The organism is Bacterioplanoides sp. (assembly GCF_965219715.1).
In the GTDB taxonomy this organism is placed as follows: domain Bacteria; phylum Pseudomonadota; class Gammaproteobacteria; order Pseudomonadales; family Oceanobacteraceae; genus Bacterioplanoides.
This window is the reverse complement of sequence record NZ_OZ244785.1, coordinates 2,849,178-2,872,185: the sequence shown is the minus strand read 5'-3', so window position 1 is coordinate 2,872,185 and position 23,008 is coordinate 2,849,178. Positions and strand designations below refer to the sequence as shown.

At 48.5% G+C, this 23,008-nt stretch carries 24 protein-coding genes and 1 riboswitch; of the genes, 6 read left to right on the top strand and 18 right to left on the bottom strand.

The genetic code is table 11. From position 1 onward, the window contains the following. Positions 1-69: 69 nt before the first annotated feature. The 10 genes from ACOQOZ_RS13615 to ACOQOZ_RS13570 form a co-directional block, all read right to left on the bottom strand. Positions 70-2,679, bottom strand: coding sequence for a ricin-type beta-trefoil lectin domain protein (locus ACOQOZ_RS13615; protein WP_420588696.1), 2,610 nt, complete (start codon positions 2,677-2,679; stop codon positions 70-72). A 144-nt stretch (positions 2,680-2,823) separates the two neighbouring features. Continuing rightward, a complete protein-coding gene (gene moaE, locus ACOQOZ_RS13610) occupies positions 2,824-3,297 on the bottom strand; it encodes a molybdopterin synthase catalytic subunit MoaE (RefSeq protein ID WP_420588695.1) in 474 nt (157 codons plus the stop codon). A 14-nt stretch (positions 3,298-3,311) separates the two neighbouring features. Further along, entirely contained in the window at positions 3,312-3,560 is a 249-nt protein-coding gene (moaD, locus tag ACOQOZ_RS13605; protein ID WP_420588694.1) for a molybdopterin converting factor subunit 1, read from the bottom strand. 16 nt (positions 3,561-3,576) lie between these two features. After that, entirely contained in the window at positions 3,577-4,056 is a 480-nt protein-coding gene (gene moaC / locus ACOQOZ_RS13600; protein WP_420588693.1) for a cyclic pyranopterin monophosphate synthase MoaC, read from the bottom strand. Between the two features lie 31 nt (positions 4,057-4,087). Then, entirely contained in the window at positions 4,088-4,633 is a 546-nt protein-coding gene (gene moaB / locus ACOQOZ_RS13595) for a molybdenum cofactor biosynthesis protein B (protein ID WP_420588692.1), read from the bottom strand. Positions 4,634-4,909: 276 nt separating this feature from the next. Further along, a complete protein-coding gene (mobA, locus tag ACOQOZ_RS13590) occupies positions 4,910-5,524 on the bottom strand; it encodes a molybdenum cofactor guanylyltransferase (RefSeq protein ID WP_420588691.1) in 615 nt (204 codons plus the stop codon). A gap of 12 nt (positions 5,525-5,536) precedes the next feature. Then, the gene (moaA, locus tag ACOQOZ_RS13585) at positions 5,537-6,628 is read right to left on the bottom strand and encodes a GTP 3',8-cyclase MoaA (RefSeq protein WP_420588690.1); all 1,092 of its coding nucleotides are present in this window, start codon (positions 6,626-6,628) and stop codon (positions 5,537-5,539) included. Continuing rightward, positions 6,620-6,799: riboswitch (molybdenum cofactor riboswitch) on the bottom strand. (Overlaps the previous gene by 9 nt.) A 40-nt stretch (positions 6,800-6,839) precedes the next feature. After that, on the bottom strand, positions 6,840-7,484 hold the full coding sequence (locus tag ACOQOZ_RS13580; RefSeq protein WP_420588689.1) for an HAD family hydrolase: 645 nt from the start codon (positions 7,482-7,484) through the stop codon (positions 6,840-6,842). A 38-nt stretch (positions 7,485-7,522) separates the two neighbouring features. Further along, positions 7,523-7,888 carry a helix-turn-helix domain-containing protein gene (locus tag ACOQOZ_RS13575; RefSeq protein WP_420588688.1) on the bottom strand — a complete coding sequence of 122 codons (366 nt, stop codon included), beginning with the start codon at positions 7,886-7,888 and terminating at the stop codon, positions 7,523-7,525. After that, positions 7,872-8,132, bottom strand: a complete 261-nt coding sequence (locus ACOQOZ_RS13570; protein ID WP_420588687.1) for a type II toxin-antitoxin system RelE family toxin — start codon at positions 8,130-8,132, stop codon at positions 7,872-7,874. The genes ACOQOZ_RS13575 and ACOQOZ_RS13570 overlap by 17 nt, the downstream gene beginning before the upstream one ends. Positions 8,133-8,352: 220 nt before the next feature. Between ACOQOZ_RS13570 and ACOQOZ_RS13565 the strand changes: the two genes are divergently transcribed. Together ACOQOZ_RS13565 and ACOQOZ_RS13560 are read left to right on the top strand one after the other, a co-directional pair. Then, the gene (locus ACOQOZ_RS13565; protein ID WP_420588686.1) at positions 8,353-10,113 is read left to right on the top strand and encodes an ABC transporter transmembrane domain-containing protein; all 1,761 of its coding nucleotides are present in this window, start codon (positions 8,353-8,355) and stop codon (positions 10,111-10,113) included. Further along, positions 10,106-11,038 carry an MBL fold metallo-hydrolase gene (locus ACOQOZ_RS13560; RefSeq protein WP_420588685.1) on the top strand — a complete coding sequence of 311 codons (933 nt, stop codon included), beginning with the start codon at positions 10,106-10,108 and terminating at the stop codon, positions 11,036-11,038. Before ACOQOZ_RS13565 ends, ACOQOZ_RS13560 begins: the two co-directional genes overlap by 8 nt. On the opposite strand, the gene ACOQOZ_RS13555 is transcribed toward ACOQOZ_RS13560, so the two are convergent. Next, positions 10,974-12,587, bottom strand: coding sequence for an EAL domain-containing protein (locus ACOQOZ_RS13555; protein WP_420588684.1), 1,614 nt, complete (start codon positions 12,585-12,587; stop codon positions 10,974-10,976). The two genes, ACOQOZ_RS13560 and ACOQOZ_RS13555, sit on opposite strands and share 65 nt — an antisense overlap. A gap of 189 nt (positions 12,588-12,776) precedes the next feature. On the opposite strand from ACOQOZ_RS13555, the gene ACOQOZ_RS13550 reads away from it, so the two are divergent. Further along, the gene (locus ACOQOZ_RS13550; RefSeq protein ID WP_420588683.1) at positions 12,777-13,382 is read left to right on the top strand and encodes a TetR/AcrR family transcriptional regulator; all 606 of its coding nucleotides are present in this window, start codon (positions 12,777-12,779) and stop codon (positions 13,380-13,382) included. A gap of 81 nt (positions 13,383-13,463) precedes the next feature. Further along, positions 13,464-14,753: an NADH:flavin oxidoreductase/NADH oxidase family protein gene (locus ACOQOZ_RS13545; RefSeq protein ID WP_420588682.1), complete on the top strand. Its 1,290-nt coding sequence runs from the start codon at positions 13,464-13,466 to the stop codon at positions 14,751-14,753. A 68-nt stretch (positions 14,754-14,821) separates the two neighbouring features. Here the strand turns inward: ACOQOZ_RS13545 and ACOQOZ_RS13540 are convergent, their stop codons facing one another. From ACOQOZ_RS13540 to ACOQOZ_RS13515, 6 genes are all read right to left on the bottom strand, one after another. Continuing rightward, positions 14,822-16,522 carry a hypothetical protein gene (locus tag ACOQOZ_RS13540; RefSeq protein WP_420588681.1) on the bottom strand — a complete coding sequence of 567 codons (1,701 nt, stop codon included), beginning with the start codon at positions 16,520-16,522 and terminating at the stop codon, positions 14,822-14,824. A gap of 113 nt (positions 16,523-16,635) precedes the next feature. Continuing rightward, a complete protein-coding gene (locus ACOQOZ_RS13535) occupies positions 16,636-17,256 on the bottom strand; it encodes a GDSL-type esterase/lipase family protein (protein ID WP_420588680.1) in 621 nt (206 codons plus the stop codon). Further along, positions 17,253-19,208: a M48 family metallopeptidase gene (locus tag ACOQOZ_RS13530; protein ID WP_420588679.1), complete on the bottom strand. Its 1,956-nt coding sequence runs from the start codon at positions 19,206-19,208 to the stop codon at positions 17,253-17,255. Before ACOQOZ_RS13530 ends, ACOQOZ_RS13535 begins: the two co-directional genes overlap by 4 nt. 63 nt (positions 19,209-19,271) lie before the next feature. After that, complete coding sequence (locus ACOQOZ_RS13525) at positions 19,272-19,868, bottom strand: LemA family protein (protein WP_420588678.1); 597 nt, start codon at positions 19,866-19,868, stop codon at positions 19,272-19,274. An 11-nt stretch (positions 19,869-19,879) separates the two neighbouring features. Next, positions 19,880-20,200: a YdbL family protein gene (locus ACOQOZ_RS13520; protein ID WP_420588677.1), complete on the bottom strand. Its 321-nt coding sequence runs from the start codon at positions 20,198-20,200 to the stop codon at positions 19,880-19,882. 22 nt (positions 20,201-20,222) lie between these two features. Continuing rightward, positions 20,223-20,402 carry a YnbE family lipoprotein gene (locus ACOQOZ_RS13515; RefSeq protein ID WP_420588676.1) on the bottom strand — a complete coding sequence of 60 codons (180 nt, stop codon included), beginning with the start codon at positions 20,400-20,402 and terminating at the stop codon, positions 20,223-20,225. A gap of 107 nt (positions 20,403-20,509) precedes the next feature. On the opposite strand from ACOQOZ_RS13515, the gene ACOQOZ_RS13510 reads away from it, so the two are divergent. Further along, on the top strand, positions 20,510-21,256 hold the full coding sequence (locus ACOQOZ_RS13510) for a substrate-binding periplasmic protein (protein WP_420588675.1): 747 nt from the start codon (positions 20,510-20,512) through the stop codon (positions 21,254-21,256). Here ACOQOZ_RS13510 and ACOQOZ_RS13505 read toward each other — a convergent pair. After that, positions 21,253-22,365 (bottom strand): transglycosylase SLT domain-containing protein, encoded by a 1,113-nt coding sequence (locus tag ACOQOZ_RS13505; RefSeq protein ID WP_420588674.1) that lies wholly within the window; start codon positions 22,363-22,365, stop codon positions 21,253-21,255. The two genes, ACOQOZ_RS13510 and ACOQOZ_RS13505, sit on opposite strands and share 4 nt — an antisense overlap. A gap of 241 nt (positions 22,366-22,606) precedes the next feature. Between ACOQOZ_RS13505 and ACOQOZ_RS13500 the strand changes: the two genes are divergently transcribed. Next, entirely contained in the window at positions 22,607-23,008 is a 402-nt protein-coding gene (locus ACOQOZ_RS13500; protein ID WP_420588673.1) for a c-type cytochrome, read from the top strand.

The following is a 23,008-nucleotide window of genomic DNA, read 5'->3' as shown; positions in this document are numbered from 1 at the left end:
TAAATTGAAGCTATTGACGATAAAAAGGGCAGGAGAATTCTGCCCATTTTATCAGTTAGTCTGTGGAAATTAGTGACCCAATAACCACTGCTGGTTGGAACCACTGTGGTGAGACCATAAACCCGCCTGTGCTCCGTTATCGCTGCCGAAGGCATCCAGAACAAAGGAGGTGCCGTTACGTGGGCGCAGAGAATTACCTGCAACATCCCACTTCTGGTTGTCGCTTGAACTCACACATGCCCACATATGAACTAGACCACCATTGCCTAGGTTGCTGCCGTGATCCAGACAGTAGTCTGGGTTTGCCTTGTTACGCAACAGGCCTGTTTCAGGATCAAACTTCCATTTCTGCCAGGCAACATCAGTACAGTCCCATACAATGGCCTTAGCACCATTAGATGGATCGGAACCTTCAAAATCCAGACATTTTCCAGTGCCAGCATTACGAATTTCCACATATGTATCTGGCTTCACCAGACGCCATTCAACTGGATCAGTTGCATGGATTTTTCCGCTGGTACCCGAGAAGGTAAGGTAGTCGTCGCAACGTTCATCACCAGTCTCGCAACCATAGCGACTTTGAATATAGAAAGTATCGTTTTTACCTTCAATTGGAGTCAATTTCCAGGCGACCTTGTCAGCGCCATCAATAATTACATCTGTACCACTAAAGGTTAACCAATCGTAACAACGAGCATTACCATTATTACAGCCATAAGTGCTGCGAATGTAATACTGATCTGTAGTACCTTCAACCGAGATGAACTCCCACTTAACGTCAGTAGCTGCAACTTTCACGTCATGCCCAGAAAATTCCAAGAATTTGTCGCAGCGAGCATCACCTGAATCACAGCCATAAGTATTCTGGATGGCTCGAGTCATTTTCACGCCAACAGTAGACATCCCATAAAGGCGCATGGCATCCCAAGCAGGATCACAGTCAAACTTGGCATTGCGCTCATTATTTTCAGCATCACCACCGGCCCACTGCAGACCACAGTTGTTGTCGGTAGTAATACGCACATTGGCAGTTGTGCCTTCAGAATCACTGATGATGGTCACAGGGTCAGCGCCACCAGAGCAATCCCACTTGGCATTGCGCTCATTGTTATCCAACGAACTGGCCCATTCCAGACCACACAGATAGCCCTGCGCTTCTGCTTTAATGTAGCCTCGTACACTGGCTTTGCCGCCAGTAGTAGTCGGTTTTTCAATAGGCACAAACAGCAGAGGGTCCCCCTTACTGGCGCAATCAAACTTGGCATTACGATCAGCAGATCCGGTATAACCACCATTCCACTCAAGCTCACAAGAGCCAACAACAGACTTCATGAAAAATTCATAAGTTTTGCCTGGCAGTATTTTTGAAACATCAGCAATACCATCACGATAATCCACTTCATGTTCTGGGGTTAACCAGATGCCTTCATTGGCTTTATCACTGTAGTTTAACCAGATATTTTCATGGCCTGTTGCTGCCTTGGCAATTTTCAACAGCTCATTTTGCATACTGTTGGTTGGTACCGCAAAGTGCCACTGTGAACCTGTTGCCTGGCAAGCTGCTTGACCTGCTGAAGGTGAGTTTTCAGAGCCAGCACTGTTAGAAACGGTCCACTGCTTGCCATCTGCTGTTTTACAAGCGTAATGACCATCATCAGAGCAATTGGAATCTCGGAATAAGCCATCTGGGCCATGGTAAGCACAATCGTATACCGCATCAGAAGCGCTAGGGTAATTTTCAGCCCAACTCCAGATAGAGGCTTTCATCCCTGAGTCATTGATTACGAGCTTGTCGTAAGATACCTGATTGACGCCACACTTCTGAGCTTTGCGGATTTGATCATCAGAATAAAGACCATTGTCATTTCCAAAGGTCGTACCAAAGAAGGTCTGCTGCTCAAAAATACGCTGTACACCACCGCCATTCCAGCTGGCGTTAGCGGTTAAACAGTTGTCAGCTTGAGAGGCTGCAATTGAGGTATAACCCCAACCACCTTTATAAGCCGCAGCGGCCCAATCGCCGGTAGCACAGTCACCATTCAACAGCAGCACCTGCTTGCCAGCTTTTAATACATCCTCTTCAGTCAGGGTTTTGGCTGCTTCTAAGAAATCCGTACAAGTGCCCGGCTTATAAATCAAATCATCGATGGGCGCCAAAGCTTCAAGCATCTTGTCTTCGTTGTTTGCCCAATAGTCTTCAAAGCCCATATAAACTACGGCACGAGGGTTTTTACGTAACCAATCGTTAACCTCAGCGACTGCGTCAGAAAAATAGCGTTCTAAGGCACTACAGCCACGCTGACCACCGAAGTGACATAACAATAGAGCATCACCATGAGGAATGTCTTTCATCTGGTGCGTCCAGTGGACATCAAGTTCCAATGCTCGTACACCGATATCCAACTGCTCTACGATTGACAGACTATGGTTCGGGTCAATGTAAATCGAACCATAGGCGGAACTGTTAAAAGCGTTGTGGGAGCTGCTGTTGTAACCCTGGGCAATAGGTGCTGCGTTATCCAGCAGGTCTTGTTTTTGATAAGCCTGGTAAGCCCATGTTTGCTGATGCTGTGCCATGGCAGTGTTATCATTCTCTGCAGTAGGAACAGCGCTTAAAGAGAACGCTTGGGAGGCGATCAACAGCGAGCTAAACGCCGCTGCGGTTGTTATTTTTTTCATAGATCCGGCCTGATTGTAATATCGGCCTTCAATATATCCGCAGGGATTTCGCCATGTATCCCCTTGTGGTTTATAATAATAACCTAGAAGCTCAGAGGGATGGATTGGCTTAAAACTTCCTATCAGATATTGATATTAGCTTTATCACCACTTCTTCAACGCATCTTTGTCTTTCTGTAGCGCTTCCACCCAGCGGTCGCTTTTTTCGCCATCAAGTTCAGAAGAGGTGATGGTTTCTTTTTTCCAGAAAGGGGCACGGTTTTTCAGGAAATCCATAATAAAATGGCAGGCTTCAAAAGCCGCTTCGCGGTGGCTGCTGCTGACGGCAACAAAGACAATCTGGTCGGAAATATGTAATTGGCCGACCCGGTGTATCAGACGAATACGGTTTAGTACCGGCCAGCGCTCACGTGCCTGCTCAACAATGCCCTGCAACGACTTTTCGGTCATCGCCGGGTAATGTTCCAGATATAAACCTGTGACTTCCGAGCCCTGATTCATTTCCCGCACCTGACCGACAAAAAAGACGATAGCACCGTCTTCGCGATTGTCTTCGCGCATGGCCTGGTATTCGGCATTAATATCGAAGTCGGCTTCCTGTACGCGAATATAATCCATGGTTTTATCCACTATTAACCGCCGGTAACCGGTGGGAAAAAAGCGACTTCATCGGCAGCGGTGATGGTCGCTTTTTCGTTGTTAATTAATTCCTGGTTGATGGCAACCAGTGCTTTGCCATCTTTTAACAAATCAGCATGATCCGGGAACTGAGCAATTAACGCGTCACGTACATCAGTAACCAGAGTTGGTAATTCGATATCCAGCTCGGTACTGTCGCAGTTTAATCGTTCACGCAGTTGGGCAAAAAATAACACCTTCATAATTTTTAAACTCCCGTTAGTTACCAGCCTGCCAGTGGCCTGTTTTTCCGCCCTGCTTTTCCAATACTCGTACGCCTGTAATTTCCATACCCGGATCAACCGCTTTGCACATATCGAACAGAGTTAATGCCGTAACGGAAACCGCTGTTAACGCTTCCATCTCCACACCGGTCTGACCGGTTAATTTACACATGGATTCGATACGGACACGGTTGTGTTCCGGTTCTGGCTGAAACTCAACCGCGACTTTGGATAACATCAGCGGGTGGCACAGCGGAATCAGATTGCTGGTTTGTTTTGCTGCCTGAATACCGGCGATGCGGGCAACAGAAAATACATCACCTTTGTGGTGATCGCCGGCGAGAATTTTCGCCAGAGTTTCAGCGCTCATATTTACATAACCTTCAGCACGGGCGACACGCACGCTGGCTTGTTTGTCGCTGACGTCGACCATATTGGCTTCGCCGTTGGAATTTACATGGGAAAACTCAGACATAGTAATTCTCGATTTCTGATTTCGTGTGCAATTAACTGCGGCTTCTGCAAGGTGCCAGTTCTGCTTGTTTCAGTTGTGGCACGAAGTTACAGGGGCGATGGGTGCTGTTCAGCTGACTTTCAATGATTTCGTCCCAGGCTGTACGACAAGCGTTAGTAGACCCCGGCATACAGAAGATTACCGTGCCGTTCGATAGTCCGGCAATAGCCCGGCTTTGAACAGTAGAGGTACCTATTTGTTGGTAGGAGATCTGGCGGAACAACTCTCCAAAGCCATCGATGGTTTTATCAAACAGTGGAGTGACGGCTTCTGGTGTGGAGTCGCGACCGGTAAACCCGGTGCCGCCGGTAACCAGAATAGCTTGCGTAGTTTCGTCTGCAATCCAGTTAGCAATTTGTGCCCGGATTTTATACACGTCGTCGATCACGATTTGTTTGTCGCTCAGGTGGTGACCTTGTTTGGTTAACTCGGCAACCAGCAACTGACCGCTGGTATCGGTTTCTTCTGTGCGGCTATCGGATACGGTTAGGACGGCGATATTCAGTGGAATAAATTCGTCGGTAAATGTTTTGGCCATGATAGTTCCTTTCGATTATATCTGTAGAAGTTGGAGCACCTTGTTTTTCTAAGCAGCGACACGATGTCGCGGTAGGATCGCCAGCACAGGGATGTGCTGTCCGATCCGGCGGCTGAAAAATAATGTGTTTTAACTTCTCTTTCTTCGAATTCACAGAAGACAAACAGAGTAAACTTTTGACCGCCGCGCCGAAGGTACATCCCTGTACCTGCCGCGCTACCGCGATATCCTATCGCTGCTATAAAAGTTCACTCTATTCGTCTTCTTATTTAACTTTTAAATCTGCTTCTGAATAGCCTGCCATTGTTCGGGCGTATTGGCGTTGGTCAGAAACTTCTCATCTTCGTTATAGGTTATTGCCTGGCTACCCAACTCAGTTAATAAACCACGAACTCTCAAATTGCCTTCGGCATGACTGAGCTGCAGGCTGAGATATTCGAGTAGTTGTTCAGAAAGTGGTAAAAACAGCGGCAAAAAATGATTCTGATAAAAACAGGCTGACTGCTTTTTCAAACCCTGACCAATCAGGGTATTCAGATTTGATGACTGAATAAAAGGCAAATCTACCGGCAATAACAGCAAATAATCACACTGATTTTTTAACGACTGCGCCAGAGAATAAATTGCTCCCAGCGGTCCTTTTTCTTCGACCAAATCAGGAATAAATTCACAGCCCAATAGTTGTTGCTCAGCAGGGTTTAATGCTCGGCTAACAACCATCTTCTGAATCACACCATCCGCAACCAAAGGCTCAACAACAGCACAAGCTCGTTGCAGCTGGCTGCGCTGCTGATTATCAAGCAACAAAGCTTTATCCATGCCCATACGGCTGGACAAGCCGCCGGCGAGAACCGCAGCGACTACTCTGGGATTATCCGATTGCATGCCCATGCCTCGCCTCTGTCAGCCGCCAATCTGAGCGAAGTGCTGAATGGCACCGGTCTGACCGTCATGCAGGAAGTGAGTCGCTTTTTTATCGCGTAATAATCCCTGAATAGCAGTCTCCAGCTGAGCCTGTTTACCGTCGGCCATTAAATGGCGCAGGTCATAACCCTGCTCACCAAACAGGCATAAATGCAGTTTGCCCAATGCTGAGATTCGCAGACGATTACAGCTGGAACAGAAGTCTTTGCTGTACGGCATAATCAGGCCAATGCTGCCCTGGTAGTCCGGATGATCGAATTCCTGAGCCGGGCCCGCGTCTTTGTTGCGGATTTTATGCTGCCAGCCATTTGCCAATAACTGCTGTTTAATCTGCTCACCGCTGAGGTGATTTTTAGCGAAATAATCCGGGTTTTGTCCGGTTTCCATCAGCTCGATAAAACGTAAGGTGACAGGCGTAAATTTAATCCAGTCAAGGAAACTGTCGAGTTCGTTAGCGTTGTGGCTTTTCAGCAGAACCGCATTCACTTTCACATCTTTAAAACCCAGCTCAAACGCACGATCAATGCCTCGAAGAATTTCCTGCAGGCGATCATGGCCGGTGATGGTTTGAAAGACTTTTGGGTCTAAGCTGTCGATGCTGACATTCAGCTGATCCAGGCCGGCAGCTTTCCAGCTATCGATATGCTGATTGATCTTATAGCCGTTGGTGGTTAGCGCGACGGTTTCAATGCCGGGTGTTTGCTTCAGCGCGGCGATAATTTGCGGCAAATCTTTGCGCAATACCGGCTCACCGCCAGTAATGCGAATCTTACGGGTACCGTGGGCGGCAAAGGTTTTGGCCAGCTGACGGATTTCTTCCAGCGATAACGGCTCGGTTTTATCCGAACACTGGTAACCATCGGGCAGGCAGTAGTTGCAACGGAAGTTGCAGACATCGGTAATCGACAGGCGCAGGTAGCTGAAACGCCGACCGTGCGTGTCTTTAAACTGGGAGTCTATAACTCGGGAATCTGTGGGCTGCTCATGACCTATCACAGACGTAACAGGCAGTGACTCCACAGACCCATAGGGTTCCAGCTCTACGGCCGGAATCCGGGTATATGTATTCATCTCTCTACACCTTTCCAAATGCGGGAGGCCCGGTGGTTTCCCACAGAACCCTGGTGATGCAGCTGTCAGACGGTATGCCTGGAGCCATCACGGCTGACACGTCATATTCGGGCTCACAGAGGTATGTGAAGGCCAAACTTAGACGAGGCAGCTTCGGCGTTAAGTCACCATTCTATGTGAGACTGGCTGAGAAGGGAAAGGTTCAGAACGGTCAGGGAGCTGTGATATTCAGCAGTTCAAACAATCGGTCCGGGTCTTCATAGCCCTGAACAGATTCAGGTGCGTTGCCTGAAACATTAATCCGGATAAAACGAAAGCCAAGCTGCTTGCTGGCCTTCTCATCCCAGTCACCATCGCCAAAATAAACAACGTCATCTGCAGCACCAGCCATTGCGCGCTGAGCAACTTTCATAATTTCAGTTCGTGAATAATGATCGTCAGCGGATGCTATGGGAATGCCGCAGGTATCTATGCCTGCTGAATCCAGTTTTAGCAGAGCGCTGGCATGCCAGCCTCCAGTTGCGATTGATACCTCGATATCTGAGCGTTGTTTTAGCCATTGCAGGAAATCGTTGGCCCCCGGAATTGGTTTGATTGGCTGGCTCACGATTGCTTGCTTCAGGCTGGCAACAAAACCAGCCTGAATCTGTTGCGAAAATTCCTCATATGGAAGAGCAGAGTTCATCTCGTCATACAGCTGTTGAACGATACCTGAGTCGGTGACGTTCTTATAACGACTCCAGTTTGAATCGATAACGGAGCCAGTAACTTTCTCAACGGCAGCTACAAAACACTCGCTATCGAGCTGGTAAGAATCGATCAGAGTACCATCAATATCGAACATGATATGGAGCATGTGGTTTCCTTAATGTTGAGCTTGATGCCTGGGAGGACTCATTCCCTCAACTGCGCAACTTCACAATCCAGTGCCTCCGCCCAGCAGCGTAAGGTCTCTATATGCGGTTTATTGCCCAGCTTCTCAGCCTGGGCAATTGCTCCCTGAGTGACTCCCAGCTGCTGCGCCAGCTGGGCCTGTGATAAGCCCCGATACTTACGCCAAGCAGCCATCGCACTCAGATCTTTTTCGATCATCAGCCCAACCACTTCATGCGGAATTGTGACCTTATTGTCGGCTGCAATCAGCTCCTGATACTCCTCATAAGGCACAACCGCATACAGCGGGTTGCCTTGCGAATCGCGGATCACCTGAGGCTGGCTGACTGTATTGCTAACCGCTGAAGTATCAATATGTTCGCTCATCTCGTTTTCTCACTTCTTGCACCGTCAGGATGCGTACACCGTTATCCAGATCAAACAATACCCGGTAATTGCCAACTCGCAGCCGATATCCAGCCGAATGATTTTTCAGAGCTTTAACGTTAGCGGCATTAGTCGGACAATCTTTTAAGCCGTCGACAGCAGCAAAGATGGCCTTACGCTGCTTGTCTGGCTGTATCTTGCGCAGCTGCTTAACTGCGGTTTTCGTCCATTCAATTGAATACATGCAACCACTCCCTGGTTGAGTTCATGCTACTCGGAGGAGGGCTGATCGCAATAGAAATATTAGTAAATGCATAAAATGTTCTAATATTTTTCAGGATGAAGCTAATTCAAGGCAGGACATGCTGGAACAGAGCATTACCTGATATCACCTTGCCCCAGGCCCCCGTAGCCGCTAGCCTTCAGGCACTTATCCACACCATTATTTCTATAAGAAGATCCTTATGCTGCGCTGGCTCTGGCAATTTGTTCGCCCTTATAAACTCCGTTTAACCATCGCCATTGTGGCGTTGGTGATGACCGCAGGCCTGACCCTGGGGCTGGGTCAGGGCGTACGTCTTATGGTCGATAACGGTTTTGCTGCGCAGTCCACCGAAGGTCTGGCGGACGCATTAAGTATGTTTGGTGTGTTGGTGGTGCTGGTTTCCATTGGTGCTTACTTCCGCTTCTTTATGATTTCCTGGCTGGGTGAACGGGTGGTGGCTGATATTCGTAAGCAGCTGTATCAGCATCTGGTTAGTCTGCCGCCGAGCTTTTTTGAAGATAACCTTGCGGGTGAAATTCAGAGCCGGGTGACCACCGATACCACGCTGCTGCAAACCGTGATTGGTTCGTCGTTCTCTTTTGCCTTACGAAATGCGCTGACCTTTATTGGTGGCATAACGCTGATGTTTATCAGCAATTTAAAGCTCAGTTTAATTGTTTTGATTGCTGTGCCTTTGATTGTTTTTCCGATGATTTATTTTGGCCGAAAAGTGAAAAAACTCTCCCGCGACAGTCAGGATAAAATCGCCAGTGTTGGTGCCTGGGCCGGAGAAAGTCTGCAACATATTAAAGTGGTTCAGGCTTTTACCCGGGAAGATATCGTAACCCAACAATTCGGCGATGCCGCCGAAGGTGCATTTGATGTAGCTCTGCGTCGAATCCGTCAGCGTGCGTTTTTAATTATGTTGGTGATGATGTTGGTGATGGGGTCTGTTGCAGGCATGTTGTACATCGGCGGCAGCGATGTGATTGCCGGTGAACTGTCCGGCGGTGAGTTGGCCGCCTTTGTGTTTTACGCCATTATGGTGGCAGGCTCATTAGCGGCTGTTACCGAAGTGTATGGTGAAGTACAACGCGCTGCCGGTGCAGCAGAACGTATCCGCGAGTTATTAGCCACCGAAGCTGAAATACAATCGCCTGAACAGAGTGAACCCGCGCCCACTGCAAGTGAAGCCGAGTCATTGTTAAGTTTTCAACAGGTGGGTTATCACTACCCATCCCGGCCGAATCATCAGGCCATCGCTGATTTAACATTGGATATTAAACCCGGTGAACGAATTGCTCTGGTTGGCCCTTCTGGCGCCGGTAAATCCACTCTGTTTGATTTATTACTGCGTTTCCGTGACCCACAGCAGGGCGATATTTTATTACACGGCAAAAAAATCAAAGACTGGAATCTGCAGGAGCTGCGCAGCCAGTTTGCACTGGTGCCACAACAGCCGGTGTTATTCAGTGCCAACGTCTGGGATAACCTGAGATACGGTAAACCGGACGCCAGTGAAGCAGAAATCCTGGCGGCAGCCAAAGCCGCTCATGCCGATGAATTTATCGAACAGCTGCCAGAGCAATATCAATCGTTCCTCGGTGAGCAAGGCGTTAAATTATCTGGCGGCCAGAAGCAACGGTTAGCCATTGCCCGGGCGATATTACGAGATCCGGAAATCTTATTGTTAGACGAAGCCACCAGTGCGTTAGACGCCCAGAGTGAACATCTGGTGCAGCAGGCGTTGGATGAGTTAATGAAAGACCGTACGACCTTTATTATTGCCCATCGCCTGGCCACCGTGGCTCATGTTGATCGTATCGCTGTGTTTGACCATGGTCGTCTGGTGGCGATTGGCAGCCATCAGCAATTATTAAACGATTCACCGCTGTATAAACGTCTGGCGGAACTGCAATTTAATAATGAATCTATGTCGCAGGAATCTCAGGATGCCTAAGCTGCTGCTACCTTTTTTACTGCTAATGTCTGCATATACTCAGGCGGAACAATGCCCACAACAAGGTGTGTATTTGCAGGTATTGGGTTCTGGTGGCCCGGAAATCAACGATGGTCGGGCATCGTCTGCTTATTTGTTATGGCAGGATGGCAAAGCTAAAGTGCTGGTGGATTTTGGTGGTGGCGCGTTACTACGTTTTGAACAAAGTGGCGCAAAAATAGAAGATCTTGAAGCCGCTGCTTTTACTCATTTCCATCTGGATCACAGCGCGGATTTTGCGCCATTAATTAAGGCCAGTTTTTTCACCAACCGCTCAAGTGATTTACCAATCTTTGGCCCGCAGGAAAATCACTTATTGCCATCGGCGAATAGTTTTATCGAAAGGTTATTTGCTGGCTCAGAAACCGATAAAGGTGTTTGGCCTTATTTATCCGGCTACATTGATGGCGGAGAAAGCTATCGTATTGTGCCAACCACCGTTACCAATACCCAAGGAAAGGTACAGGAGGTTTGGCAATCGAAAAATGGTCAGATCAAACTCTCTGCCATCAGTGTTAATCACGGGCCGTTGCTGGCGCTGGCCTGGCGTATTGATGTGAAAGAAAAGCAAAAAGACCAATCGGTTGTAATCAGTGGTGATATGTCAGATAACTCAGGGAATCTGATCAAACTGCTGCAAGGTGCCGATACGTTTGTTGCTCATCATGCCATACCTGAAGGCGCTAAAGGTGTTGCCCGGCGATTACATATGCCGCCGTCACGCATCGCTATTAATGCGCACCAGTCAGGGGTGAAGTCGGTGGTGTTGTCACATCATATGAGCCGTTCTCTGGCGGATCTGGAGAACAGCAAAAGGGTAATCAGGAAGCAGTTTGACGGCTCTCTGGCTGTGGCTGATGACCTGGAGTGTTATGCTGTGCAATAAATTTTGCCAGCTCTTCAATCGTCAGAGGTCTGCCAAACCAATATCCCTGGCCAAACTGAGAACCCAGACTGGCCAGATATTGATTTTGCTCTTCGGTTTCCACACCTTCCGCAACCACCAATAAATTCAATTGGTGAGCAATATCCATAATGGCGGTTAATAAGTTGGGTTCGCCGGGCTTGGCAGACCAGACAAATGATTTATCGATTTTCAGGTAATCAATGTTCAGGTCTTTCAGGTGCTGAAAATTCGAATAACCGGTGCCAAAATCGTCGATCGCAATACAAACACCGGCTTGCTTTAATTGCTGAATCCCCATTACCAGCGCATTTTTATCTTCTACTTCCCGTTCCGTCAGCTCGATGGTGATGTTATCCAATAAATCACTGGCGTAATCACGCAAAGTGGGTAGCAAAGTGCCACCGGTTATATCGTTAGGAAAAGCATTAAAAGAGATACGAATATCCGACTGGATACCAAGCTTTTTTAATTCATTCAGAGCTTTGCGTATCATTAACTCAGTCAGCTGTGCTTGCTGATTATTTTTTTCAATTAACGGTAAAAACTCATCAGGCATCACCATCTTTCCGCCCGACGGCTGCCAACGACATAACACTTCACAGCCGGTTACCTGGCCTTTTGTCAGACTGACAATGGGCTGGTAGCGACAAATAATGGAATCGTAATCCAGCTCGCGGCTGATGCGCCGTGCCGGACGCTGAAATTCCTGATACAGAAATGCACCAATGGCTGCAGCCAGCGTCAGTCCCAGCAATAACATCAGAACGGTCAGAGAGATCAGTGAGTTCTGCGATTTAAAATAGCTCACCAGATCAAGCGCAATCAGAGCGCAGGTTTCCGGTCGGAAGCACTGGCCGCTGACACGATAGCCGCTTTCGTACCAGGACTGCATTTCTCCGGTATTAAGTGAACGTTGCGGCAAAATGCCATCAAAACCGGCGACGTACACCAGCTGTTGATTAACGCGCTGAAACTCGGCCAGCTGAATCCACGGATGCTGGGGTTTCGGTAATTCACTCTCGCGCAGGAATGCCTGGAAACGACCAACCCGAACCAGCGGCCTGAAGGTGTCGTCTAATAACGGAACTTTTGCTGAACGAGTGAAGCCAACGCCGGTATCCGGATCACCGATATCCAGATCAACCACCGGTGTTGGTTCTGCTAATCGTCCCTGACTGCTTGTACACACAACCTGATCATCAACGATCAGAGCGAATTCGTGCAAAAACGTTGAGTGAAATTCAGCCTTGTGCATGGCACGCACTACTTTGTCACTGCAATTCAGTCGGGGGAAATGGCGGTTAAGTTGACCGAGGTAAAGATTGACGTCAGCCAGAATCGCTTGGTCGAGGCGTTTCAGATTCTGGTATTCCTGCTCGCTTTGTTGATTCCAGTCACGCAGCAGAATGCTGCCAACTACGAGTAAAATTATCAATAATGCAGAAAGTATGGCTCCGGTGATCATTGCCCAGCGGCGTTGCAACGTCCAACGTATAGGGGCACTGCTGATCAGTCGGTTCAGGGGCATGCAAACTACCTTATGCCATAATGTAGTCCCATTGTAGTACAGACTGATACGCTCCGGCTGCACAAATCATGGGCCAGGCTGTTTCATCTGTTAGTACTTTGTGATCGTAGCAAGCGTATTGATTCTGAGTTGTTACAGGCCGTAAGCTAGCACCTTAATTCTTTAACACCGCAATCCTCTGAGGTATCTATGGCCCGACCACGACGTAGCGAACACAGCCGCCAGCAGCTGCTGGAACTGGGTGGCGCCATGCTGTCGGAGAAGGGATATAACGGCACCGGTATCAAAGAGATTCTTGATGCAGCGAATGTTCCGAAAGGTTCGTTTTATAATTTTTTCAGTAGTAAGGAAGATTTTGCCGCCGAAATTATTGCCAATTATGGAACGGATTTATTCGCTAAGATGGATGCTTTTCTCGCCAGTTCGGAGAACTATCCAGCGGCTGAAGTGCTGAAAACCCTGCAAATTGCCGCGTTGAAAGTGATCGAAAGTAAGGAATATCGCCAGACCTGTCTGATCGGCAGTATGGCGTCTGAAATCGCCGCCAGCAGTGATCAGTGCAGGCAACAGCTGGATAACCTTTATGAACGCTGGGTTGCCCGTTTAGAGAAAGTTATCGGTCGTGGCCAGCAGCAGGGTGATTTCCGCCAGGATATTGAGGCCAGAGTGCTGGCTGAGCTGTTCTGGAACCAGTGGCAGGGTTCATTGGTGCGTATCAAGGTGGAGATGAACAGTGATGGGTCGCTGCAGACGCTGGACGCTATGCTGCAACTGCTATACAGTTCTGAGCGTTAATTTGTGATTCGGGCCTGTTGGCCTTTTTTTAAAATCAATTCCAAGACGACCGGTCTAATAGGCTGATCTGAGAGGTGATACATGACGGCAACCATCGATAAAAACAATGACAGCGCCAGCCAGCGTGATGCCGCGAGACTGGGAAGCCAGCTGACGTTGGCAAACGGTGTCGTAATCCGTAATCGGTTCTTTAAGTCAGCCATGAGTGAGCAGCTGGGTGACAACAATCACAACCCTAAACCGGGTCTGGCAACGGTTTATCAGCGTTGGGCTGAAGGGGGTATTGGTATCAATATTTCCGGCAATATCATGGTGGATCGTACTGCGCTGGGCGAACCCAAAAATGTGGTGCTGGATGAACAGAGTGACCTTCAGGCGTTTCGTCACTGGACTGCAGCGGCTACCCAGGGCGGCGCGCATTTATGGGCACAGCTGAATCACCCGGGCAAACAGAGCCCGATGTTTTTATCGCCGCAGCCGGTGGCACCATCCGCTATTGCATTAGGAGCCGGGCTGGATAAAGCCTTCAAAACCCCACGTGCGCTGGAAGATGCGGAAGTCTGGCAAGTCATTGGTCGTTACGCCACCGCGGCACGACTGGCTAAAGACGTAGGCTTTACCGGTGTGCAGATTCACGGTGCACATGGCTATCTGGTTAGCCAGTTCTTGTCGCCACGCCATAATCAGCGAGACGATCAATGGGGTGGCAGTATCGAAAATCGCATGCGCTTTGTGCTGGAAGTGTATAAAGCCATTCGTAAAGAAGTGGGCGATGACTTCCCGGTGGGGATTAAATTAAATTCTGCCGATTTCCAGCGAGGTGGTTTTACCGAAGAAGAATCGATGCAGGTGGTTAAAGCATTAGCCGATGCCGGAATTGATTTAATTGAAGTGTCTGGTGGTACTTATGAAAATCCGTCGATGATGGGTTCAGAAAAAGGCCGCGATGAAACCGTAAAAGAAAGTACGCGTCAGCGAGAAGCGTATTTTCTGCATTACGCTGAAAAAATACGGACGCTGGTGGATACTCCGCTAGCAGTAACCGGAGGTTTCCGTAGCGCTAAAGGGATGCAGGAAGCATTGGATTCTGGCGCCACTGACTTTATTGGTATCGCCCGGCCATTGGCACTGGTACCGGATCTGCCTAATCAGGTGATGACCAATGTGAATTATCAAATGAGCTTTACGGTACCCAGCACCGGATTGAAAGAACTGGATCGTATGATGATGATTGACCTGGTGTGGTTTGAGCAACAGATTCATCGTATGGCAGATGGCAAAGCGCCAAAAGAAAATCTGTCCGCCTGGAAGTCGGTCTGGATGACGTTAAAAGGCATGGGTGGCCATGCTTTTAAAACCCGTCGCGCCTGATTCTTTCTGTTAAAGAAGCAATAAAAAATGCCAGCATTTCCGCTGGCATTTTTTATTCAGGTGGGTGATTAATCACGACTTTGATGCTCAGCGGCAATACAGTTAATAATCGGGTATTGCTGGTTACTTCCCATATTCCAGATGGCCGTATTTTCATTGTCCTGAATGACGCCATCACCATTATCATCACAATAAACCCGCAATTTTTCGTCATTGGTGGTGGGCGTCCAGTCGGTCGGTAGCCAGTGATAAAATGGTGCATCAAAGGTTGCTGACGCATCGGTGCGATAACCTGGCGTTTGGTTATTAACAGCTTCTGATCCTTTCAACTGATTGGCGCTATAACCCACGCCGTGACTGGAACGAATCACTTTCTTTTTAGTTTGGAAAGACGTCACCGTGCCGTCTTTGGTTTTATCGATATCCCAGTAGCTGTTCTCAACAACAGGTCCAAGGCCCCTGCCGTTAAACAGCCCGGCGGAAAACCCATGAATAAAACTGCCACCATTAATATTCTGGCTACGGGTGTAGCTGTTTAATATCCTGGATTTTTGTGTCGTAAATCCGGAAGAAGACGACCACTGACCAACAAAACCAGCGGCTTTTTTATCCGAAGCAACTTTGTTATTGGCACTGTAGCTGGCAATGATTTCGGTGTCTAAATATTGGATACCAACCAGGCCACCGGCAACGGCACCTCGTTGGGTGGTCAGTGAGTTATTGGCCATGCTCGATACAATACGATTTTTATGTTCCTTCGGCCCTGGTTTTAATTCGCCAACCAGACCTCCAAGGGTTGCATATTCACTTTCGATAACACCTTTCGCAAAAGATGACACCAGACTACCGCCGGATTTAATACCAACCAAACCACCTACCCGGCCACCACGGGTGCGGATATTTACTTCTGACGAAACAGCGATAATTGTGGCGGCAGGAATATCGATGATTTTATCATCGCACGGTAATGGGGAGCAGTATTCAACAGCGTAATATCCCGAGCGTTGCTCACCAATTAATGCTCCGGTTGCACGACTGTTATTGGCCGTAATCTGACCGGATACATGAACATTACGAATGATACCTGCGGAGGGACTGTTCTTATCCGGCGAGCGGATAAAGCCAGCCAACATACCAATGAATTTTGTATCACCTCTGTCAACCAGTTCGCCTTCGATATTCAGATTAACAACGGAAGCATCCTGCAGTGCGCCAAACAGTCCGGAATATTCCAGGTTCTGATTGATATAAAAGTTTTTCAGAGTGAAGTTGTTGCCATCAAATTTGGCTTTGAATGGCGCTTTATAGTTACCGATGGCTTGCCAGCCAAGATTATCGCCCTTGCCTTTAGCGAATTCTGATTGGCTGAAATTCAGAGTTTGAGTTAACTCGTAACCGTTACAACCTTTGATGGTTTCCGTATTTGGGCAGCCACTGGTTATAGCCTGATCACCATCGTGATAGCTGCTGCCTGTCAGGTTATAGCGAATGTTATTAAACATGGCGATTGATGAGATTTCGATTAAACCATCGTTATCATCATCAATATCCTGCTCGTTCAGTACTCCGTCATTATCATCGTCGTTGCTGGGGGCTGGTGGCTCAGGCTGAGGATTTGGTTGCGGTTTATCACCGGGAGACGTTGGCTGTTGCTGACCGGGCTTTTGCGAAGTGGGTGACGACGAGCCGTCACCGCCGGAGCTGCCGCCACAGGCACTTAACAGCGCGGCAGATAATAACAGAGGTAAAGTTGAGTGTTTGATTGCCATTCGTTACTCCGGAACAGGCTCATATTCGCTGAGGACGTTATCAGAAAGGCAGATAACGCCATAGGATTATATGAGACACATTTGTTTCGTAACGTTAAGGCGGTCTTATCTGCTCAGAGCGCTCCATGATCCAGTAGTAACTGGTGTATACCCTGTGCCATCTGCTCGTAGCCCCGGGCGTTAAGGTGAACCGGGTCTGATTTCAGTGAGCGTTGATGTAATAAATCACTGATCAGATTATTGTCGTAAACCAGCTGATGCTTGTCAGCAAGTTGCTGATAAAACGGAGCGGCAGATGAGAACAGCTTTTTCTCCGGTACACCTAACAATACGACCTGAATATTTTCACTCCTGGCCAGAGTGATCATGTCGTCCAGATTTTGCTGTATTTGTGCGTAATTTTTATTGCGCAAAATATCATTACCACCTTCGATCAGAATCATCAGATTCGGGCTGGTTTTACCGATGACTTTTGGCAAGCGGGCCAGGCCCTGGGTGGTCGTTTCTCCGGAAATTCCGGCATTAATAATTTCCAGACCGGTTAATGACTCCAATACCGCTGGATAACTTTTATCTTTGCTGGTGCCAACACCGGCCGTCAGGCTATCACCAAAAGCCAGAATAACGCCGTCTGACGCAAGTGGTTCGAGTGCCGGCTTACTACAACCCCAAAGTAGAGTTGTAGTAACCAGTAGCAATAGCAGGCGATAATTGTATTTTCTCAGCGTCATCATTTTTGCTCGAACAACCCGGGTACCGGGCTCTCCAGAATTGCTGCCATAGTTCGTACCAGGTCCAGCTCAATACCACGTAATTCGCCATCGGCATTTATACAAGCGGCCATCGCTTTAATGGCGCGCCCTTTCACGTGTGGATAGGCCTCGGTTAATGTTGCCAGTGCCAGGTTAAGCGGCTTCAGTGTTTTACTGTCGACGGTTTGCAGCTTGAGTTTTTCGGCATCAAAACCGGCAGCCTCTACCGCAGCAGAAAAAGCTTGTTCGGCGCCTTGTTGTGAATCGTGGCCGTAATGGGCCAGATACGACAGTACTACGGCTAACTCCGGGTAGAGTTTTTCAGGCTTGCTGTGTTTGGCTTTAACGGGTTTTACATCCTCAAACGTTGGTTCGAGATAACGTAAAATAAGACGATATAAACACCATTCAAAAATATCGATTTCACCATCGGCTTTGGCCAGCTGAACAACGGTACGGCGGAAATCCTGATATTGATCTGCAGATAATTGTTTCAATGCCGGGATGGCTTTTTCAACCAGTGGCAAACGCTCTTTATCATCCAGAGATTTGCTTAACTGAAGTAAGCGCAAACAGCTTTTGAATAAATCCTGGCCGTGATTCTGGCGAATTAAATCCAGTTGTTGCTCATGTACCAGGCGTGTTTCAGGTGCCAATAATAATACGAAGACTAAGGCTCGGGCGTTGTAAGTTTCGTGTGCGGCATCGGTGAGTTTTTGCAGTGCTTGTTCGGCTGTTGGCAAGGAGCTGGCGGTACTCGCTTGTGCTGGCGCATCGTTCGCCATATCGCTTATAACGGAACCTGCTACCGCCACCGTTCCGGCAATGGCAGCGAGCTTTTCAGCCTGACTGCTTTGCTGAGCAATTTCCGGCGATTCCTGTTCTGCCTGCTGACGTGATTGTGGTGCCAGGAACTGACCATCCCAGTGTTTATCAACACGTTGAATACGTTCTTCAATCGGTGGGTGTGTCTGAAACCAGCCAAAGCGGAATGGCAGCGCCTGACCAAAGAATAAATGTGATGTTTCATCACGCTCCGGCGATGCGATTTCAGAACCCGCGCCATGGCCAATTACTTTTAGTGCACCACCAATGCTGGATGGATCACGGGTAAATTGAACGGCAGAAGCATCGGCCAGGAATTCACGCTGACGTGACACCGCTGCTTTAATTAAATTACCAAAAAATACCCCGCCATAACCAATAACAATCAGAGCAAACCCCAGTGCCAGAAACGGAATTGGATTACTTTTTTCGTTGTTAGAGCGACGGCTGCCACCGCCACGTAATGCCGCTTCAAAAATAAAGCGACCAATCATGCCGATAAATAAAATACCGAATAAAATTGCCATCAGGCGGATATTCAGCCGCATATCACCGTTAAATATATGGCTGAATTCGTGGGCGATTACTCCTTGTAACTGGTCTCGGCTTAATTGCTCCATGCAGCCTTTTGTTACACCAATCACAGCATCAGATGGTTGGTAGCCAGCCGCAAAAGCGTTAATGCTGTGGTCCGGCAGAATATACACAGGTGGTACCGGCATACCGGAAGCAATGGCCATTTCTTCGACCACATTTAATAAGCGTTTTTCGTAAAACTCCTGGCTGTCCGGATTTAATAAACGTCCACCCAACGATTCGGCAATGGTTTTTCCTCCGCCGCGCAACATCAGCCATTTAAACAGGCTGGCGCCACCAACCACCACCAATACACCGGCACTGACCTGAATCCATAATGCGGGTGTCATATAGCGGAGAATGGCCTGCAAAATATTGTCACCGCTTTGTATATATTGGCCGTCGCTGTACCAGAATACCGCGGCAAGCAACAAATTCAGTAATACGACTAATGTAATAACGGCGAAGGAGAATAAAACGACCAGCTGACCAGTGCGTTTTCTTGCCTGATCCTGATGGCTGAAAAAATCCATAGGTAAACCTTGAATAGATGGAGCAAAGAACAACTTCCCGGCAAGAGCCGGGAAGGATAGAGATTAAAAAGAAACTTTAGGCGCTGCCTGAATCTGAGCGCTGTCTTCAAACTCGAGTAATTCAGCATCCGTGGGATGACCAAATTTGCTGGCAAAAAATACCGGTGGGAAAGACTGACGATAAGTATTGTAAGCTGTTACGGCATCGTTAAACGCCTGGCGAGCAAAGGCAATTTTATTTTCCGTGCTGCTCAGCTCTTCCGATACCTGCATCATATTCTGATTGGCTTTCAGATCCGGGTAGGCTTCCATGGTGACATTTAATCGACCCATGGCACCGGCCAACGCACCTTCTGCACCGGCCAGTTGTTTCATCGCATCGGCGGCACCCGGGTGTTGTGCAGCAGCTTTTAAACCTGCAGCGGCTTCATTACGAGCAGCAACAACGGCTTCCAGAGTTTCACTCTCGTGCTTCAGATAGGCCTTCGCGGTTTCGACCAGATTCGGGATCAGGTCGTAACGGCGTTTCAGTTGCACCTCAATCTGAGAAAAGCCATTTTCGTAGCGGTTTTTCAGGGTAACCAGTTTGTTGTAGATACCGATGATATAAACAATCAGCAGCGCAACCACAACCAGTACAATGATGGTATTCATATCCATGTGAAGGCTCCTTACTTCTTCCAGCTGCCGCTGGCATCCTGATAAGCCTGGCCTGCGGCTTTGGCTTTAGCGGTTAATTTTTCACCGGCAATTTTTTCGATGTTAGCCAGCTGGGTGTTTTGCTTGTTGGCAATGCTCTGATATTTGGCTTTGCGCTTACGGTTAATGTCTGCAATCAGAGCAGCAGCGTCAGTATTGCTGCTGACGATTAACCCGAGGTAACCATTATTTTTTTCGCCAACCAGATTCTGGCTTTTTGCTTGTGACAGATCCAGTGCCCAGCTACTGACAGAAACCAGCAGTGCAGAGATCAACAGAGTGATTTTTTTCATGATGTGTTTCCTTATGCTGTTATCAGAACAGATCGCTGTCTTCTTCAAACAGGTTTTCCAGATCTTTTTCGACTTTCACCCGAACTTCGTGCTCAATTTTCACGTTCAGGTTAATGGTGATGGGTTTTTCCGGGGCTGCTACTTTCAGAGTGCAGGCGCTAAGCGGTGCAATCAGAAGCAGAGCGAACAGAGTTGCTTTCATAAGCGTCAGGTTCCTGTGATTAATAACATTACTCTAACCTCACCATTGGCCAATGCAAGCTACACTGGAAGAAGTTTACTTTTTATCGCAATCGGGAGGTGAACGCTGTGAAATGGTTCCGTACTCTGATGTTGATAGCCGCGCTGTGGCTGCCGTTGGCGGCCGTAGCGGAAAAGATCTCCATGGTGATTGGCCTGGCATTACCGCCTTATGTTATTGCAGATCGTGATACCGGTATCGAGCTGGAAATTGTCCGGGAATCATTGGCTTATCGTGGCCATGAGCTGGTGCCGGTTTATGTGCCTTTCTGGCGGGTGTTATCCATGCTGGAGCAAGGGCTCACCGATGCTGCCATGACGGTGAACGAAGACTCTGGCATCAGTGATGGCGTGTTCTACTCCCAATCCCACATTACTTATCAGAATCAGGTGATTGGCCTGAAATCACGTTCTTACCCCATCACTGAGATTAAAGATTTAGCCCCTTATTCCATTCTGGCGTTTCAGAGTGCCCGCAAATATCTTGGAGATGAGTTTGCTGCCATGGCCAGCGAGAATCCGCAGTATCAGGAGATCGCACGGCAGGCGAAGCAGGTCACCATGCTGTATTCCGGGCGTATTGATCTGGTGGTTATGGATAAGAATATTTTTAACTATTATCGCCAGCAGGAGGTGCGGGTTGGAACTGATGCTGGGATAGAGCGTTTTGAGCTGTTTCCACCGTCACACTACAAGGTTGCCTTTATCCGTGCGGATTGGCGTGATGACTTCGATGCTGGCCTGCAGCACCTGATCGAATCCGGGCGCTACCAGGCCATTGTTAACCGCTTTATCACACCGTCTGACCAGCCTTAAGCCTGATAAGCAGGCATCGCCTTAGTGACTTTATAGAGATAGTTACGGGCTTCTTCGTACTTCAGGTTTTTGCGCAGGTGTGCGTAAACCTGAGGCGGCGTCATACGGTTAATCTTTTTCGCGGCGGAGCTGACCGAGGTGTTTCCGGTAAACGCCCGGGCAACGTTGCCAGCACCCGTGTTATATGCAGCAATCGCGCAATAAAGACGACTTTTCGGGTCTTTAATTGCTTTCAGATAGCGTTTATCCAGCAGGTTCAGATACGCACAACCCAGTTCAATATTGGTCTTTGGCTGAAACAGTTCACGGCCCGACAATAAGCGCTCTTTACCGTAAGCGTGCTTACTGGCATCACGCCCGGCACTGGTCGGAACAATCTGCATCAGGCCAAATGCCGGAATATGGCTGCGCGCCATCGGATTAAACGAAGATTCCGTCTGCATTATGGCCAATACCAGTGGTACCGGCACACTCCACTTATTGGCTGCTTGTTTGACCGTCGGCAGATAACTACGGGCACGTTGCGGCACGGCATCAGCCTTTAACGGAATGGTGACGGTGACGACATCGCCTTTGCGGGTCTTCTGCTGCTGACGCTTTGCTTTGGCCAGTAACGCCCGAATCTCATCCTGGCGGATCTGACTGACACTCTCGGGTGCCTGGGGTGCTTTCTTACCTGTGGCCTGGGTTAATACCGGGTCTTTCCGATAGGAATCGCCAATGGTGGCGCGGATAACCTTTTCAAACTCCTTGCGAATGGCATCCTCGCTGAGCCTGGCGTCTTCGGTATTGGCAAACGAGATACGCACTTCGTTGCTTTTGAAGTCCATCACTCGCTTGGTTTTGAGGTTATCTCCGTATTCTACCCATTCGGTACGGTTCGACAGCTCCGGATCGGCCCAAACTGCGCCGATCTTGCGCTTATAGTCGCGGTAGGCGAGCAGGTAGTTTTTACGATATCGCTTCCATTCGTTTTTAATCTTATCCACACCCGCCTGCTGCTGACGCTTGTAGCGCTCAAACTCACTCTCAGCACGGCTTAAAGCGGGCTGCAGAGCCAGAATGGCACCGGTGGTGGGTAATAATTTCAGTAATTGACGACGTTTCATCGGCGCTTCCCTGTTAACTGGTATCGCTATTTTGCCCGACCCAGCTTAACCACAGCTGACCACTTGCTCCAGATTCAATTCCAGAATTTGTCGATAAATTCCCGATCTTTTGAGTTTGATCAGTGGTTTCTCGCCGATCAGAATTTAAACCCCTACAAAATGCCGCTATAATGCCCGGCGATTTTAACCTTACGATTAAAAAAATGTGTGGGCCGTCAGCGGCTTATGAGAGGACACTTCCGTGAAACAACTGAAAGCTTTGATTATGGCTGCAGCTGCTCTGGTAGCGGCGCAAACCTTCGCTAACACTGAGGCTCAGAACGACAAGATTCGTGAACGCATCAAGCCAGTTGGCGAAGTGTGTGTTGGTGCAGAATGTGGCGGCGCTGCAGTAGTGGCTTCTGGCCCTCGCTCTGGCGAAGAAGTTTACAACGGTGCATGTACTGCATGTCACGGCCCTGGCATCCTGGGCGCGCCGAAAAATGGCGATAAAGCAGCATGGGATGAGCGTCTGGCGAAAGGTCTGGACGAGTCTCTGGCAGTGGCCATCAAAGGTATCAACGCAATGCCACCTAAAGGTAACTGTGCTGACTGTTCTGATGATGAGCTGATGGCTGCAATCAAATTTATGTCTGGTCGTTAA